This window comes from Geodermatophilus sp. SYSU D01105 (genome assembly GCF_054050095.1).
This window is the reverse complement of sequence record NZ_JBJGYR010000033.1, coordinates 34,711-48,785: the sequence shown is the minus strand read 5'-3', so window position 1 is coordinate 48,785 and position 14,075 is coordinate 34,711. Positions and strand designations below refer to the sequence as shown.

12 protein-coding genes and 1 rRNA gene are annotated in these 14,075 nt (G+C 74.8%); 9 read left to right on the top strand and 4 right to left on the bottom strand.

The genetic code is table 11. From position 1 onward, the window contains the following. Positions 1–5: 5 nt before the first annotated feature. Positions 6–122 (top strand): 5S ribosomal RNA (gene rrf, locus ACI79I_RS22665). A 108-nt stretch (positions 123–230) separates the two neighbouring features. Here the strand turns inward: rrf and ACI79I_RS22660 are convergent. Next, entirely contained in the window at positions 231–896 is a 666-nt protein-coding gene (locus ACI79I_RS22660; RefSeq protein ID WP_456994578.1) for a DUF2461 domain-containing protein, read from the bottom strand. Then, positions 893–1,483 (bottom strand): N-acetyltransferase family protein, encoded by a 591-nt coding sequence (locus tag ACI79I_RS22655; RefSeq protein ID WP_456994577.1) that lies wholly within the window; start codon positions 1,481–1,483, stop codon positions 893–895. The genes ACI79I_RS22660 and ACI79I_RS22655 overlap by 4 nt, the downstream gene beginning before the upstream one ends. Positions 1,484–1,541: 58 nt before the next feature. Here ACI79I_RS22655 and ACI79I_RS22650 point away from each other — a divergent pair, with 58 nt between their 5' ends. Further along, positions 1,542–2,753, top strand: a complete 1,212-nt coding sequence (locus ACI79I_RS22650; protein WP_456994576.1) for a winged helix-turn-helix domain-containing protein — start codon at positions 1,542–1,544, stop codon at positions 2,751–2,753. Between the two features lie 7 nt (positions 2,754–2,760). Here ACI79I_RS22650 and ACI79I_RS22645 read toward each other — a convergent pair whose 3' ends face one another. Continuing rightward, positions 2,761–3,159, bottom strand: a complete 399-nt coding sequence (locus ACI79I_RS22645; protein ID WP_456994575.1) for a YkvA family protein — start codon at positions 3,157–3,159, stop codon at positions 2,761–2,763. 77 nt (positions 3,160–3,236) lie between these two features. Between ACI79I_RS22645 and ACI79I_RS22640 the strand changes: the two genes are divergently transcribed. The 4 genes from ACI79I_RS22640 to ACI79I_RS22625 are packed head-to-tail and all read left to right on the top strand — an operon-like array spanning position 3,237 to position 7,208. After that, a complete protein-coding gene (locus ACI79I_RS22640) occupies positions 3,237–4,055 on the top strand; it encodes a thymidylate synthase (protein ID WP_456994574.1) in 819 nt (272 codons plus the stop codon). Between the two features lie 4 nt (positions 4,056–4,059). Beyond that, positions 4,060–4,593: a dihydrofolate reductase gene (locus ACI79I_RS22635; RefSeq protein WP_456994573.1), complete on the top strand. Its 534-nt coding sequence runs from the start codon at positions 4,060–4,062 to the stop codon at positions 4,591–4,593. Positions 4,594–4,602: 9 nt separating this feature from the next. Further along, complete coding sequence (gene dapA / locus ACI79I_RS22630) at positions 4,603–5,499, top strand: 4-hydroxy-tetrahydrodipicolinate synthase (RefSeq protein ID WP_456994572.1); 897 nt, start codon at positions 4,603–4,605, stop codon at positions 5,497–5,499. Then, positions 5,496–7,208, top strand: a complete 1,713-nt coding sequence (locus tag ACI79I_RS22625) for a ribonuclease J (protein ID WP_456994571.1) — start codon at positions 5,496–5,498, stop codon at positions 7,206–7,208. The genes dapA and ACI79I_RS22625 overlap by 4 nt, the downstream gene beginning before the upstream one ends. A 41-nt stretch (positions 7,209–7,249) precedes the next feature. Here the strand turns inward: ACI79I_RS22625 and ACI79I_RS22620 are convergent, their stop codons facing one another. Continuing rightward, positions 7,250–9,205 carry a prolyl oligopeptidase family serine peptidase gene (locus ACI79I_RS22620; RefSeq protein ID WP_456994570.1) on the bottom strand — a complete coding sequence of 652 codons (1,956 nt, stop codon included), beginning with the start codon at positions 9,203–9,205 and terminating at the stop codon, positions 7,250–7,252. A 74-nt stretch (positions 9,206–9,279) separates the two neighbouring features. Here ACI79I_RS22620 and ACI79I_RS22615 point away from each other — a divergent pair, with 74 nt between their 5' ends. The 3 genes from ACI79I_RS22615 to pgsA all read left to right on the top strand — a co-directional run bounded on the left by ACI79I_RS22615 (position 9,280) and on the right by pgsA (position 13,978). After that, the gene (locus tag ACI79I_RS22615) at positions 9,280–11,817 is read left to right on the top strand and encodes a DNA translocase FtsK 4TM domain-containing protein (RefSeq protein ID WP_456994569.1); all 2,538 of its coding nucleotides are present in this window, start codon (positions 9,280–9,282) and stop codon (positions 11,815–11,817) included. Between the two features lie 68 nt (positions 11,818–11,885). Beyond that, complete coding sequence (rimO, locus tag ACI79I_RS22610; protein WP_456994568.1) at positions 11,886–13,328, top strand: 30S ribosomal protein S12 methylthiotransferase RimO; 1,443 nt, start codon at positions 11,886–11,888, stop codon at positions 13,326–13,328. Further along, the gene (gene pgsA / locus ACI79I_RS22605) at positions 13,325–13,978 is read left to right on the top strand and encodes a CDP-diacylglycerol--glycerol-3-phosphate 3-phosphatidyltransferase (protein ID WP_456994567.1); all 654 of its coding nucleotides are present in this window, start codon (positions 13,325–13,327) and stop codon (positions 13,976–13,978) included. The genes rimO and pgsA overlap by 4 nt, the downstream gene beginning before the upstream one ends. The last annotated feature ends 97 nt before the right edge of the window (positions 13,979–14,075 follow it).

Genomic DNA, 14,075 nt, shown 5'->3' with positions numbered 1-14,075 from the left:
AGCGTTACGGCGGCCATGGCGAGAGGGAAACGCCCGGTACCATTCCGAACCCGGAAGCTAAGCCTCTCAGCGCCGATGGTACTGCCCTGGAGACGGGGTGGGAGAGTAGGACGCCGCCGGACAACCACTCCACGAAGGGGCCCCAGCACACGCTGGGGCCCCTTCGCGCATCCCCGACCACGGCCGGGGCGCACCCCGCAGGGGGCCGGCGCCCGGTGTGGGGGAAGCCCTCAGCGCCGGGACCGCGGCTCCTTCGACGTCGCCCCGACGTTGTCGGCGAACCAGGTGTTGAGCGTGACGAGGTCCCGCCACGCCGTCCGGACCTCCTCGAGGGCGCGTCGGTCGTGCAGCCACTCGGCGGGCTCCCAGCGGCGCGCGGCGTGCAGCGACCTGTGTCGCAGCAGGTCGGCGCGGTCGTCGTCCACGGCGAAGCCCGAGGGGACCCGCGTGTGTCGCTGCCCCTCGATGTCCCAGCCGCCCGACGCGAGCCGGTCCACCTCGGCGCGCAGCCGTCCGCCCTGGAGGTCGTCGGCGACGGCGCGGCGGTAGCGGGCCACCTGGTCGGACTCCAACCGCCAGCACCCCCCGGCCACCATGAGGCCGTCGGCGGAGATCTGCACGTACCAGGCGCCGGCGCCCCGGCCCTCCGGGTTCACCACCGCCCCCTGGTGTGTCTTGTACGGCGTCTTGTCCGAGCTGAACCGGACGTCGCGGTACGGGCGGAACACCTTGGCGGCGCCGAACTCCGGACCCAGTTCCTCGACCAGGGCCTGCAGCGGCGCCCGCACGCAGTCGTCGTAGACGGCGCGGTGGCGGGTCCAGTAGGTCTTGCTGTTGTCGGCCTCCAGGCCCTCGTAGAAGACCAGCCCCTCGTCGGGGAACCCCTCGAAGCTCATCGGCTCCCGTCCGTCTCGTCCAACAGCGCGTGCCAGCGCCGCTCCCGCAGCGGTGCGCCGCCGGTGTCGAGCGTGCGCACCCAGCCGTCCGGTGCCCAGCCGGCCGACTCGAAGAAGTCCGCCGACACCCGGTCCTGTTCCGCCAGCCACGTCTGCAGCCGCACCGCGCCGGAGGCCCGGGCGAGGTCGGCGACGGCGGCCAGCAGGCGGCTGCCGTGTCCGCGCCGTCCCCACCGTGGCTCCACGAGCAGGGTGGCGACCTCGGTGGTCGGCCCGCGCGCCGCGCCCTCGACGTCGGCGGCCTCCGGGGGCCCGTAGGCGGCGAAGCCGACGACGGTCCCCCGCTCGACGGCCACGAGCACGCCGTGCGCCGGTGTCGGCGGGGCGAGCACGGCCGATCGCCATGCCGCCGTGGCCGCCTCCTCGTCCCACGCGTCGAGGACGTCGGCGGGGAGCGCGGCCCGGTACGCCGTCCGCCAGGTGACGGCCTGGACCCGGGCGACGTCGGCGGCGTCCGCCGGGCGGGCGGGGCGGACGGAGACCTCGGCGCTGCCGGTCAGGCGCGGGAAGGGCGAGGTCGGGTCCACGCCGGGCAGCGTAGGGCCGCGCGGCGCGTGTCGTACCCAGCAGGCAGGATCGCCCGCTGTGGGCCTCCCCGTCGTCGACCGTCTGCCGGCTCCGCTGGCGCGCCGCATCGCGCTCGCCGCGCAGGGGTTCGCCGACCCTCGGCCCGACGGCGTCGTCGACGGGCGGCACCTGCGGCGGATGACCTCCCGGCTGGCCGTCGTGCAGATCGACTCGGTCAACGTGCTGTCCCGGGCGCACTACCTGCCGGCGTTCAGCCGGTTCGGGCCCTATCCCCGCGCGGCCATCGACGCGCTCGCGGGCCGCCGCCGCGAGCTGTTCGAGTACTGGGCGCACGAGGCGTCCTTCCTCCCCGTGCGCCTGCACCCGTACCTGCGCTGGCGCATGGCCGCCGCCGAGGAGCACGCCTGGGGGTCGATGGTGCGCATCCAGCGGGAGCGGCCCGGCTACGTCGCGGAGGTGCTCGACCGGGTGCGGGAGGGCGGCCCGCTCAAGGCCAGCGACCTCGCCGAACCCCGCCCCGACCGGCCGGGCAGCATGTGGAACTGGCACGCGGGCAAGGTCGCGCTGGAGTGGCTGTTCTACACCGGCGTCCTCACCACCCGCGGCCGCACCACGGCCTTCGAGCGGGTCTACGACCTGACCGAGCGGGTCCTGCCGGCCGCCGTGCTCCAGACGCCGACCCCGGAGCCGGCCGAGGCGGTGCGCGAGCTGGTGCGCACCGCGGCCCGCGCGCTCGGCGTGGCCACCGAGCGGGACCTGCGCGACTACTTCCGGCTCAAGCCCGCACCCACCCGGGCCGCGATCGGCGAGCTCACCGACGCCGGCGAGCTCCTGCCGGTCGAGGTCGCCGGGTGGGGCGCGCCGGCCTTCCTGCACCCGGAGGCGCGCCGACCCCGCTGGATCCGAGCCCGGGCGCTGCTCAGCCCGTTCGACTCGCTGGTCTGGGAACGACCGCGGGTCGAGCGCATCTTCGGCTTCCGCTACCGCCTGGAGATCTACACGCCGGCGGCCAAGCGGGTGCACGGCTACTACGTGCTGCCCTTCCTGCTCGGCGACCGGCTCGTCGCGCGGGTGGACCTCAAGGCCGACCGCCAGGCGGGGGTGCTGCGGGTGCAGTCGGCCTTCGCCGAGGAGGGCGTCGACCGCGCCGAGGTCGCCGTCGCCCTCGCCGCCGAGCTGGCCCTCATGGCCGGCTGGCTGGAGCTGGGGTCGGTGACCGTCGCCGAGCGGGGGGACCTCGCCGCGGACCTGGCCGTCGCCCTGCGCTGAGGGCCGGTCAGCGGCCCGCCAGCCGCTGCACGACCGCGAGCCCCGCGGGACTGCCCGGCCAGGCCCGCGCCAGGGCCGGTGCGCCCGCGGCGCGCACCACCGCCCGCAGGGCCAGGGCCACCACGACGACGTCGTCGGCGTAGCCCAGCACAGGGACGACGTCGGGCACGAGGTCGATCGGCGACAGCAGGTAGGCCAGCAGCAGCCACAGCCGCAGCCGCACCCCGCGGGGGAGCGACCGGTCGGCGGCCAACCTGCGCACCAGCCGGACCAGGTCGGGCAGCAGGCGCAGCGCCTCCCGGACGGTCAGGTCGGGTGGCCGCGTCCGCCACAGGACCAGCAGGAGCGCGGCCCACAGCACGAGCAGGCCGCCGGCGACCGCGAGCAACCCGCTCCACCACTCCACGGGACGAGTCTGACCGGTGGGGCAGGAGCGGTCCGGGTGCGGGACCTGCGTCGGGGGGCGGCCGTACCCTCGGGCGCGTGACGAGCGCGACCGACGGCCCCATCGACACCCAGTACGAGGACCTGCTGCGCCGGGTGCTCGAGCAGGGCACCCCCAAGCAGGACCGCACCGGCACCGGCACGGTCAGCCTCTTCGGCGAGCGGCTGCGGTACGACCTCTCCGAGCGCTTCCCGCTCGTCACGACCAAGCGGGTCCACTTCAAGTCGGTCGCCTACGAGCTGCTGTGGTTCCTGCGCGGGGACTCCAACGTCGGCTGGCTGCGCGACAAGGGGGTCACCATCTGGGACGAGTGGGCCTCGCCGGAGGGTGAGCTGGGGCCGGTCTACGGCGTCCAGTGGCGCTCGTGGCCCACGCCGGACGGCGGGCACGTCGACCAGATCGCCGCCGTCCTGGAGACCCTGCGCACCGATCCGGACTCCCGGCGGATGCTGGTCTCGGCGTGGAACGTGGCCGCGCTGCCGGAGATGGCGCTGGCGCCGTGCCACGCGCTGTTCCAGTTCCACGTCGCCGACGGCCGGCTCTCCTGCCAGCTCTACCAGCGCAGCGCCGACCTCTTCCTCGGCGTGCCGTTCAACATCGCCAGCTACGCGCTGCTGACCCGCATGGTCGCCGACCAGGTCGGCCTGACCCCCGGGGACCTCATCTGGGTGGGCGGGGACTGTCACGTGTACAGCAACCACGTCGAGCAGGTGACCGAGCAGCTCTCCCGCGAGGTGCTGCCCTTCCCGACGCTCGAGCTCGCGCCCGCGCCCTCGCTGTTCGACTACGCCTACGAGGACTTCACGCTCCACGACTACCGGCACCACCCGGCGATCAAGGCCCCGGTGGCGGTGTGACCGGGTGGGCGTCGCGCTGATCTGGGCGCAGGCCGCAGGCGGGGTCATCGGCGCGGACGGCGCGCTGCCGTGGCACCTGCCCGAGGACCTGAGGCTCTTCCGCACCCTCACCACCGGCTCGATGGTCGTCATGGGCCGGCGCACCTGGGAGTCGCTGCCCGACCGGTTCCGCCCGCTGCCCGGGCGGACCAACGTCGTCCTCACCACCGACCCGTCCTGGTCCGCCGAGGGCGCCCGCCGCGCCGGCTCGGTCGAGGAGGTCCTCGCCGACGGCGGGGACCTGTGGGTCATCGGCGGTGGCCGGGTCTACGCCGCCTTCCTCCCGCACGCCGACCGGCTGGTCGTCACCGAGGTCGACACGCAGGTGCACGGCGACACGTGGGCGCCGGTGCCCGGACCGGGGTGGCGGCGGGTGTCCCGCGAGCCCGCCGAGGGCTGGTCGACGTCGACCACCGGGCTGCGGTACGCGGTGTCGGAGTACCGCCGGGGGACGGCGTCCGCCGCGCCGGGGCGGAACACGGCCGTCCCCGATCGGTAGATTCACCCCATGACCAGCGACCCCGCTCGGCCCTTCGGGCGCGTCCTGACGGCGATGGTCACCCCGCTGGCCGAGGACGGCTCGATCGACCTCGCCGGCGCCCAGGAACTGGCTGCCCACCTGGTCGACCGCGGAGCCCACGACGGCCTCGTCGTCTGCGGGACGACCGGGGAGTCACCGACCCTGAGCGACGCCGAGCAGCGCGCCGTCCTCGAGGCGGTCCTGGACGCGGTGGGCGACCGGGCGACCGTCGTCGCCGGTGTGGGGACCAACGACACCGCCCACTCCATCGACAAGGCCCGGGACGCCGAGCGGCTCGGCGCGCACGGCCTGATGGTGGTGACGCCGTACTACAACAAGCCCCCGCAGGCGGGTCTGCTGCGGCACTTCACCGCCGTCGCGGACTCCACCGACCTGCCGGTGATGCTCTACGACATCCCGCCGCGCACCGTCGTCCCCATCGAGGTGGAGACGCTGGTCCGGGCCGCGGAGCACCCGCGGATCGTCGCGGTCAAGGACGCCAAGGGCGACCTCGGCGCGGTGGCCTGGACCCTCGCCCGCACCGACCTGGCCTACTACAGCGGCGAGGACATGCTCAACCTGCCGCTGCTGGCCGTCGGGGCGGTCGGTGTGGTGAGCGTCGTCGGCCACCTGGTCGGCCCGCGGCTGGCCGAGCTGATCGGTGCGGTCGAGTCCGGGGACCTGGTCAAGGCCCGGGCGGTCAACGAGAGCCTGCTGCCGGTCTACACCGGCATCTTCCGGACCCAGGGCGTCATCCTGGTCAAGGCGGCGCTGAACGCGCTCGGCCTGCCCGCGGGGCCGGTGCGCCCGCCGCTGGTCGACGTCACCCCCGAGCAGCTCGCCACGCTGCGGGAGGACCTCGCCGCAGGCGGGGTGACGCTGTGAGCGCGGCCCCCGGCGGCCCCATCACCCAGCCCCACCTCGACCTCAAGGCACCACCCCCGCTGCCGGCCGGCGGCCTGCGGGTGATGGCGCTGGGCGGACTCGGCGAGATCGGCCGCAACATGGCCGTCCTGGAGTACGACGGGAGCCTGCTGGTCATCGACTGCGGCGTCCTGTTCCCCGAGGCCGAGCAGCCCGGCGTCGACCTGATCCTCCCGGACTTCGGGGTCATCGAGCACCGGCTCGGGGACATCGCCGCCGTCGTCCTCACCCACGGGCACGAGGACCACATCGGCGCCATCCCGTACCTGCTGCGGATGCGCGGGGACATCCCCCTGGTGGGGTCGCGGTTCACCCTCGCCCTGGTCTCGGCCAAGCTCCGCGAGCACCGCATCGACCCGACGCTGGTCGAGGTCGCGGCCGGGGACGACCACGTGGCCGGGCCCTTCCACTGCGAGTTCATCGCGGTCAACCACTCGATCCCCGACGCCCTCGCGGTCGCCGTCCACACGCCGGCCGGGAGGCTGGTGCACACCGGCGACTTCAAGATGGACCAGCTGCCGCTCGACGGCGTCCTCACCGACCTGGGCGCGTTCGCCCGGCTCGGGGTGGAGGGCATCGACCTGCTGCTGGCCGACTCCACCAACGCCGAGATCCCCGGCTTCGTCACCTCCGAGCGGTCGATCGGCCCGGTGCTCGACGACGTCTTCGCCCGCGCCACGCAGCGGCTGATCGTCTCCAGCTTCGCCAGCCACGTGCACCGGATCCAGCAGGTGCTCGACTGCGCCGAGACCCACCGCCGCAAGGTGGCCTTCGTCGGCCGGTCGATGGTCCGCAACATGGGCGTGGCCCGCGACCTGGGCCTGCTGCGGGTGGCGCCCGGGCTGATGGTGTCCCTCGACGAGGCCGCGGCCATGCCGCCGGACCAGGTCGTGCTGGTCTCCACCGGCTCGCAGGGGGAGCCGCTGTCCGCGCTGGGCCGGATGGCGCGGGGCCAGCACCACCAGGTGACGATCGAGGCCGGCGACACCGTCGTCCTCGCCTCGTCGCTGGTGCCGGGCAATGAGACCGCCGTCTACAAGGTCATCAACGGGCTGGCCCGCCTGGGCGCCACCGTGGTGCACAAGGAGACCGCGCGGGTGCACGTCTCGGGGCACGCGCCGGCCGGTGAGCTGCGCACCCTGCTCAACGTCGCCAAGCCCCGCCACCTGATGCCGGTGCACGGCGAGTGGCGGCACCTGCGGGCGCACGCCGCCCTGGCCGAGGAGACCGGGATGAGCGCCGACCGGGTGCTCCTCGCCGAGAACGGCGTCGTGGTCGACCTGGTCGACGGCAAGGCCGCGATCGTGGGCAGCGTCCCGGTCGGGGACGTCTACGTCGACGGGCTCAACGTCGGCGACGTGGGGGAGGAGTCGCTGCAGGAGCGGCGCATCCTCGGCGACGAGGGGTTCGTCGCGCTCACCGTCGTCATCGAGCCCTCGACCGGCACGATCGTGCGCCCGGTGCACCTGTCCGCGCGGGGCTTCGCCGACGACCCCGCCGTCTTCGACCCGGCCCTGCAGCTGGTCGAGGACGCGCTGCGGCGCACCCTCGCCGACGGCGAGACCGACGCCCACCGGCTCTCCCAGGTGATCCGCCGGACGATCGGCAAGTGGGTGTCGGACACCCACCGCCGCCGGCCGATGATCATCCCGACGGTCCTGGAGGTGTGAGTGGGGTGGGACGGCGCGGACGACGCGCCCGTCCCACTCCGCTATCGCAGCTCGATCGGCGCGATGCCCTCCTCCTCGGGCAGGTCGAAGCCCCACACCTGCGCGTAGAAGGACAGCTCGCCGTCCAGCGCCGCGCGGATGTTCTCCGCCCGCCGGAAGCCGTGCTGCTCCCCGGGGAAGAGCAGGTAGGCGTGCGGTACCCCCTTCTCCCGCAGCGCCGTCACGATCGCCTCCGCCTGCTCCGGCGGCACGACGCGGTCCTCCTCGCCCTGGAAGACTGCCAGCGGCGTGTCGAAGGCGGCCACGTGCGAGACCGGGGAGCGCTCGGCGTAGACGTCGGCGCCCTCCGGCCACGGGGCGACCAGCGAGTCGAGGTAGCGGGACTCGAACTTGTGGGTGTCGGCGGCCAGCGCGGCCAGGTCGGCGACGCCGAAGTGGCTGGCGCCCGCGGAGAACACGCCGGGCCGCAGGCACAGCGCCGCCAGCGTCGTGTAGCCACCGGCCGAGCCGCCGCGGATGGCCAACCGGGCGGGGTCGACCCGGCCGCTGTCGGCGAGGAACCGGGCGCAGGCGACGACGTCGTCGAGGTCGACCACGCCCCACGCGCCGCGCAGGGCCTCGCGGTAGCGGCGCCCGTAGCCGGCCGACCCCCGGTAGTCGACGTCGGCCACGCAGAACCCCCGCGAGGTCCAGTACTGCACCTCGAGGTTCAGCACCGGCGTCGCCGCTGCCGTGGGGCCACCGTGGACGACGACCAGCAGGGGCGGGCGCGCCCCCTCCGGTGCGGTCACCTCGGGGTTGGTGGGCGGGTAGACCAGCGCGTGCGCCACGTCGATGCCGGTGCCGTCGTCCGGGGTCGGGAAGGTGAGGTGCTCGGGCTGGGCGAACCACGCAGGGTCCAGGCCCAGGTCGCGGGCGGGCCGCAGCACGTCGGCCGCACCGCCGTCCACCGGCACCCGCAGCACCACCGGCTCGCTGGCCGGGCCCCCGACCACGCACACCACCGCGCCCTCGGCCGCGGTCACGTACCGGAACGCTGCGTAGGGGACGTCGAGCTCACGCACCGTGCCGTCGGTCTCCCGGACGGCGAGCCGGTCGGCGCCCTCCCGCGCGAAGGCCAGGACGACGCGGCCGTCGGGCAGCAGCGCGAAGCGGCGGGCGCCGAAGACCCACTGCGGCCCGGCGATGTCCGCGCCGAGGTCGAGCACCAGGTCGGCGTCCCCACCCGGCCGCCAGCGGTACAGCGCCCACACGTCGGTGCGGTCCAGGCAGAACCACAGGCTGCCGTCGGCGGCCCACGTCGGCTGGACGGCGGACTCCGCGGTGCCGTCGGCCCGACGCCCGCCCGCGACGACGGTCTCGTCCTCGTCGGTGCGGACGACGAGCTGCGCGGCGTCCCACGGCATGTCCGGGTGGTCCCACTGCAGCCAGGCCAGGGACCGGGCGTCGGGGGAGGGGCGCGGGTCGGAGACGAAGTCCGGGCCGCTGACGAGGACCTCGTCCGTCCCCTCCGGCCCGATCCGGACGATCTCGTTGACCACGTCGGCCGCCGCACCGCCGGCCGTGTGCGTCTCCCGGACGGCGAGCAGCGCGCCGCCCCGCGTCGGGGTCAGGTCGGCGTAGCGGACCCCCGCCGGCAGGTCGGGCTCCGGCGTGACCGCGACCGGCTCGCCCGCTCCGGGGTCGAGCCGGTACAGCCGCTGGTCGGCGAACCCGGTGAACCACACGGTGCCCCCGGCGACGGTCCACGCGCCGCCGCCGTACTCGTGCACCCGCGTCCGGGCGTTCCACGGCGGCGGGAGGGCGTCCTCGACGGCGCCGTCCGCGGACCGGCGGACCAGGGCCGACCGGCCACCCTCCCCGGGCCGTGACTCCGACCACCAGACGTCGGTGCCGTCGACGGCCACCTCTCCCAGCCGGGCGGCCGCGCGGACGACGAGCTCCGAGGTGATCGGGGTGGGCCAGCTGCCGTGGGGGAGCGGAGGAGGAGTCGGCATGCCCTGACCGTAGGTGGCGGACACGAGGCGTCGCCTGCCGTCGGCGCGCACCTGCGGCGATTACCGTCTGACGCATGCCTGCTCGCACGACGACGACCCGCGCGTCGGGTAAGTCGCCGGCGCGCGGACGCTCCGGCTCGGGTTCGACCGCGTCCCGGAAGCGCCCGCCCGCGAAGCGGCCCGCCTCCGGCGGCCGCAAGCCCGCCGCCCGGAAGCCCGCGCCCAAGAACTCCGGCCCCGGTCTGTGGGGCGTCATCAGCGGCGGCTGGTCCCTGCTGGCCCGCGGGGCCGGCGGACTGGCCCGCTCGGTGGCCCGGCCCGAGGAGGCCGAGCCGCTCGCGCCGGAACACCGCCGCGACGGTGTCGGGCTGGCGGTGCTGGGCCTGGCCGTCGTGCTCGGTGCCGCGGCCTGGACCAACGGCATCGGCCCGGTCGGGGCCGCGCTGGCCGGCGGCGTCCGCTGGGTGGTCGGCGCGCTGGTCATGGTGCTGCCGGTCGTCCTCTTCGTCGCCGCCCTCCGGCTGCTCCGCCGCGGCCCGCGCCCCGAGGCCCGCGGCCGGCTGGCGATCGGCTGGCTGTGCGCCGTCGCGTCGGTCCTGGGCATCGCGCAGGTCGTCGGCGACGGCGCCGTCCCCGCCGAGGGCCGTCCCGGCACCGGCGGGCTGATCGGCTGGGCGGTCGGCACACCGCTGGTCGCCGGCGTCGGCAGCGTCGTCACCGTCGTGCTGCTGGTCCTGCTGGCCTTCTTCGGCCTGCTCGTGCTCACCGCAACGCCGGTGCACCAGATCCCCGAGCGCCTCCGCGAGCTCGGCGACCGGCTGCTGGGCCAGGCCTCCGACGAGGACGACTACGACGAGGACTGGGCGGACGACGAGGAGGAGCCGGTCCCGGCCCCGGCGCCGCGCTCCCGCCGCCGTTCCCTCGCGGACGACCTGATGGACACCGGACCGGTGGAGACCCTCCCGGCCATCGACCACGCCGCCTACGACGAGGCGCCCGATGCGGTGCACGTCGGGTCCGCGCCCGAGCCCGCCCCGGTGCCGGCGCGGCCGGTGGTCGTCGACCGCACGGCTCCGCCGGAGGACCTCCCCCCGATCGAGGAGCCGCAGCAGCTGCGCATCGAGCCGGTCGAGGGCGAGTACATGCTGCCGTCGGTCACCGTGCTGCGGCCCGGTGACCCGCCCAAGGCCCGCTCGAAGGCCAACGACGTCGCCATCGAGGCCATCCGGAGCGTCCTCGAGCAGTTCAACATCGACGCGGACGTCACCGGGATGACCCGCGGCCCTACGGTGACCCGCTACGAGGTGACCCTCGGGCCCGCGGTGAAGGTCGAGAAGATCACCGCGCTGACCCGCAACCTCGCCTACGCCGTCGCCAACGACAACATCCGCATCCTGGCGCCGATCCCGGGCAAGTCGGCCGTCGGCATCGAGGTGCCCAACAGCGACCGCGAGATGGTCAGCCTCGGCGACGTCATGCGCTCGCGGACGGCCAAGCAGGACCCGCACCCGATGCTGGTCGGCCTCGGCAAGGACATCGACGGCGAGTTCGTCTGCGCCAACCTGGCGAAGATGCCGCACCTGCTGGTCGCCGGTGCCACCGGTGCCGGTAAGTCCAGCTGCATCAACTCGCTGCTGACCTCGCTGCTGCTGCGGGCGACGCCGGACCAGCTGCGGATGATCCTGGTCGACCCGAAGATGGTCGAGCTGACCCCCTACGACGGCATCCCGCACCTGATCACGCCGATCATCACCGACCCCAAGAAGGCCGCGACCGCGCTGGCCTGGCTGGTCGAGGAGATGGAGCAGCGCTACCAGGACATGCGGGCCTCCGGTGTCCGGCACGTCGACGACTTCAACCGCAAGGTCGAGAAGGGCGAGATCACCGCCCCGCCCGGCAGCGAGCGGGTGTACCGGCCCTACCCGTACATCCTCGCGATCGTCGACGAGCTCGCCGACCTGATGATGGTCGCGCCGCGCGACGTCGAGGACTGCATCGTGCGGATCACCCAGAAGGCCCGTGCGGCCGGCATCCACCTGGTGCTGGCCACGCAGCGGCCGTCGGTCGACGTCGTCACCGGCCTGATCAAGGCCAACGTGCCCTCGCGGCTGGCGTTCTCCACCTCGAGCCTCACCGACAGCCGGGTCATCCTCGACCAGCCCGGCGCCGAGAAGCTCATCGGCATGGGCGACGCGCTGTTCCTGCCCATCGGGGCGGGCAAGCCGATGCGCGTCCAGGGCGCCTACGTGTCCGACGCCGAGATCGAGGCGGTCGTCGAGTTCACCAAGCGGCAGGCCGAGCCCGAGTACCGCGAGGAGGTCTTCACCGCCGGCGGCGGCGAGAAGAAGGAGATCGACGAGGACATCGGCGGCGACCTCGAGCTGCTCGTCCAGGCGGTCGAGCTCGTGGTCACCAGCCAGTTCGGGTCGACGTCGATGCTGCAGCGCAAGCTGCGGGTCGGCTTCGCCAAGGCCGGTCGCCTCATGGACCTCATGGAGAGCCGCGGGATCGTCGGCCCGTCGGAGGGCTCCAAGGCCCGCGACGTGCTGGTCAAGCCCGACGAGCTCGAGTCGGTGGTCTTCACCCTCCGCGGTGGCGGGGACGCGGCCTGACGGCAGCCCGGGCTGAGCTCACACGGCGTCGGCCCGGCCGGGTGGCGATGGGCGCCTAGGATGGGCCGGTGACAGCTCCGCCCAACCCTGCCCGCAGAGTGGCGGTGGTGACCCTCGGGTGCGCCCGGAACGAGGTCGACTCGGAGGAGCTGGCCGGCCGCCTCGCCGCCGGCGGCTACGAACTCGTCGAGGACGCCGACGACGCCGACGCCGTCCTGGTCAACACCTGCGGCTTCATCGAGTCGGCCAAGAAGGACTCGGTCGACGCGATCCTCGCGGCCACCGACTCCGGCGCCCCGGTCGTCGCGGTCGGGTGCATGGCCGAGCGGTACGGGTCCGAGCTCGCCGGCGCGCTCCCCGAGGCCACCGTCCTGGGCTTCGACGACTACGCCGCGATCGGCGACCGGCTCGACGACGTCCTCGCCGGCCGGTCCCTGGTGCCGCACGACCCGCGGGACCGGCGCACGCTGCTGCCGATCAGCCCGGTGGCGCGCACCGCCGCGGTGGCCGCCGGCCGGGCGGACGCCGGCGCCGCGCCGGTCATCCCCGGCCACGGCTGGGTGCAGCGCCGCCGGCTGGCGAGCGGGCCCTCCGCCGCGCTCAAGCTCGCCTCGGGCTGCGACCGGCGGTGTGCGTTCTGCGCCATCCCCGCCTTCCGCGGCGCGTTCGTCTCCCGCCCGCCGGCCGAGGTGCTCGGTGAGGCGCAGTGGCTGGCGTCCCAGGGCGTCACCGAGGTCGTGCTGGTCAGCGAGAACTCGACCTCCTACGGCAAGGACCTCGGCGACCTGCGCTCCCTCGAGCGGCTGCTGCCCCAGCTCGCCGCCGTGGAGGGCATCGCCCGGGTGCGGGTGGCCTACCTGCAGCCGGCCGAGCTCCGGCCGGGCCTGCTGGAGGTCATCGCGACCACCGACGGCGTGGCCCCCTACTTCGACCTGTCCTTCCAGCACTCCTCGCCGACGCTGCTGCGCCGCATGCGCCGGTTCGGCGGCACCGACGACTTCCTCGCGCTCGTCGAGCGGGCCCGCGCGCTGGCGCCCACCGCCGGATTCCGCACCAACGTCATCCTCGGCTTCCCCGGGGAGACCGAGGCCGACGTCGCCGAGCTCGAGCGGTTCCTCGTGGAGGGCCGGCTCGACGCGGTCGGGGTCTTCGGCTACTCCGACGAGGAGGGCACCGAGGCGGCCGGCATGCCCGGCAAGCTGGACCAGGCCGAGATCGACGCCCGGGTGCGGAGGATCACCGACCTCGTGGAGGAGCTGACCGCGCAGCGGGCCGAGGACCGCGTCGGCGAGCGGGTCGAGGTGCTCCTCACCGAGGACCTCGGCGACGACGAGGGCCCGGGCACGTGGCTCGGGCACGCCGCCCACCAGGACCCGGAGGCCGACGGGACGACGACGGTGACCGGGGTGCCCGCCGGGGCGGTGGCGGGGCAGCTCGTCGCCGCGGAGGTCGCGGGCACCGAGGGCGTCGACCTGGTCGCCACCGCGCTGGTCCCCGCGGTGGCTCGATGAACCCAGGCGCCGACCCCGCCGCCACGCCGCCGCAGTCGGTGCGGCTGGTCAACCTGCCCAACGCCCTGACGGTGCTGCGGCTGGCGGTGGTGCCGGTGTTCGCCGTCCTCCTGCTCACCGACGGCGGCACGGACGAGGCCCAGCGCTACTGGGCCACGCTGGCCTTCGGTCTGGCGATCATCACCGACCGTTACGACGGGATGATCGCCCGGCGGCGCGGCCAGGTGACCGAGTTCGGCAAGCTCGCCGACCCGATCGCCGACAAGGCGCTCACCGGCACCGCGCTCATCGGGCTGTCGGTGCTGTCCCTGGTGGCGTGGTGGGTGACGCTGACGATCCTGGTCCGCGAGGTCGGCGTGACCCTGCTGCGGTTCTGGGTGATCCGCCACGGCGTGATCGCGGCCAGCCGGGGCGGGAAGGCCAAGACCGTCGTCCAGGCGGTCGCGATCGGGCTCTACATCCTGCCCCTCGAGGGCGTGCTGGCCACTGCCCGCTGGTGGGTCATGGTGACGGCCGTCGTGCTCACCGTCGTCACCGGGCTCGACTACGTCTACCGGGCCCTGACCCTGCGCCGCACGAGCGCCCGGGCGATGCGCGCGGCCGCGGCACGCCGTGCCGCCGGCGGCTCGCGCACCGACGCCACCGCCTGAACCAGGGCCCTGCCCGTCACTGGTCCGCTCGGGGCGGGGCCCTGCGCGGCACCGCCGTCCCTCCCCGCGGCGCCGCCCGCGGGAAGGGACCGACGTC

Coding starts and splice junctions, on each gene's coding strand:
- dapA (WP_456994572.1), top strand. CDS start 4,603: ATGACCAGCGACCCCGCTCGGCCCTTCGGGCGCGTCCTGACGGCGATG.
- ACI79I_RS22620 (WP_456994570.1), bottom strand. CDS start 9,205: ATGCCGACTCCTCCTCCGCTCCCCCACGGCAGCTGGCCCACCCCGATC.
- pgsA (WP_456994567.1), top strand. CDS start 13,325: ATGAACCCAGGCGCCGACCCCGCCGCCACGCCGCCGCAGTCGGTGCGG.
- ACI79I_RS22615 (WP_456994569.1), top strand. CDS start 9,280: ATGCCTGCTCGCACGACGACGACCCGCGCGTCGGGTAAGTCGCCGGCG.
- ACI79I_RS22660 (WP_456994578.1), bottom strand. CDS start 896: ATGAGCTTCGAGGGGTTCCCCGACGAGGGGCTGGTCTTCTACGAGGGC.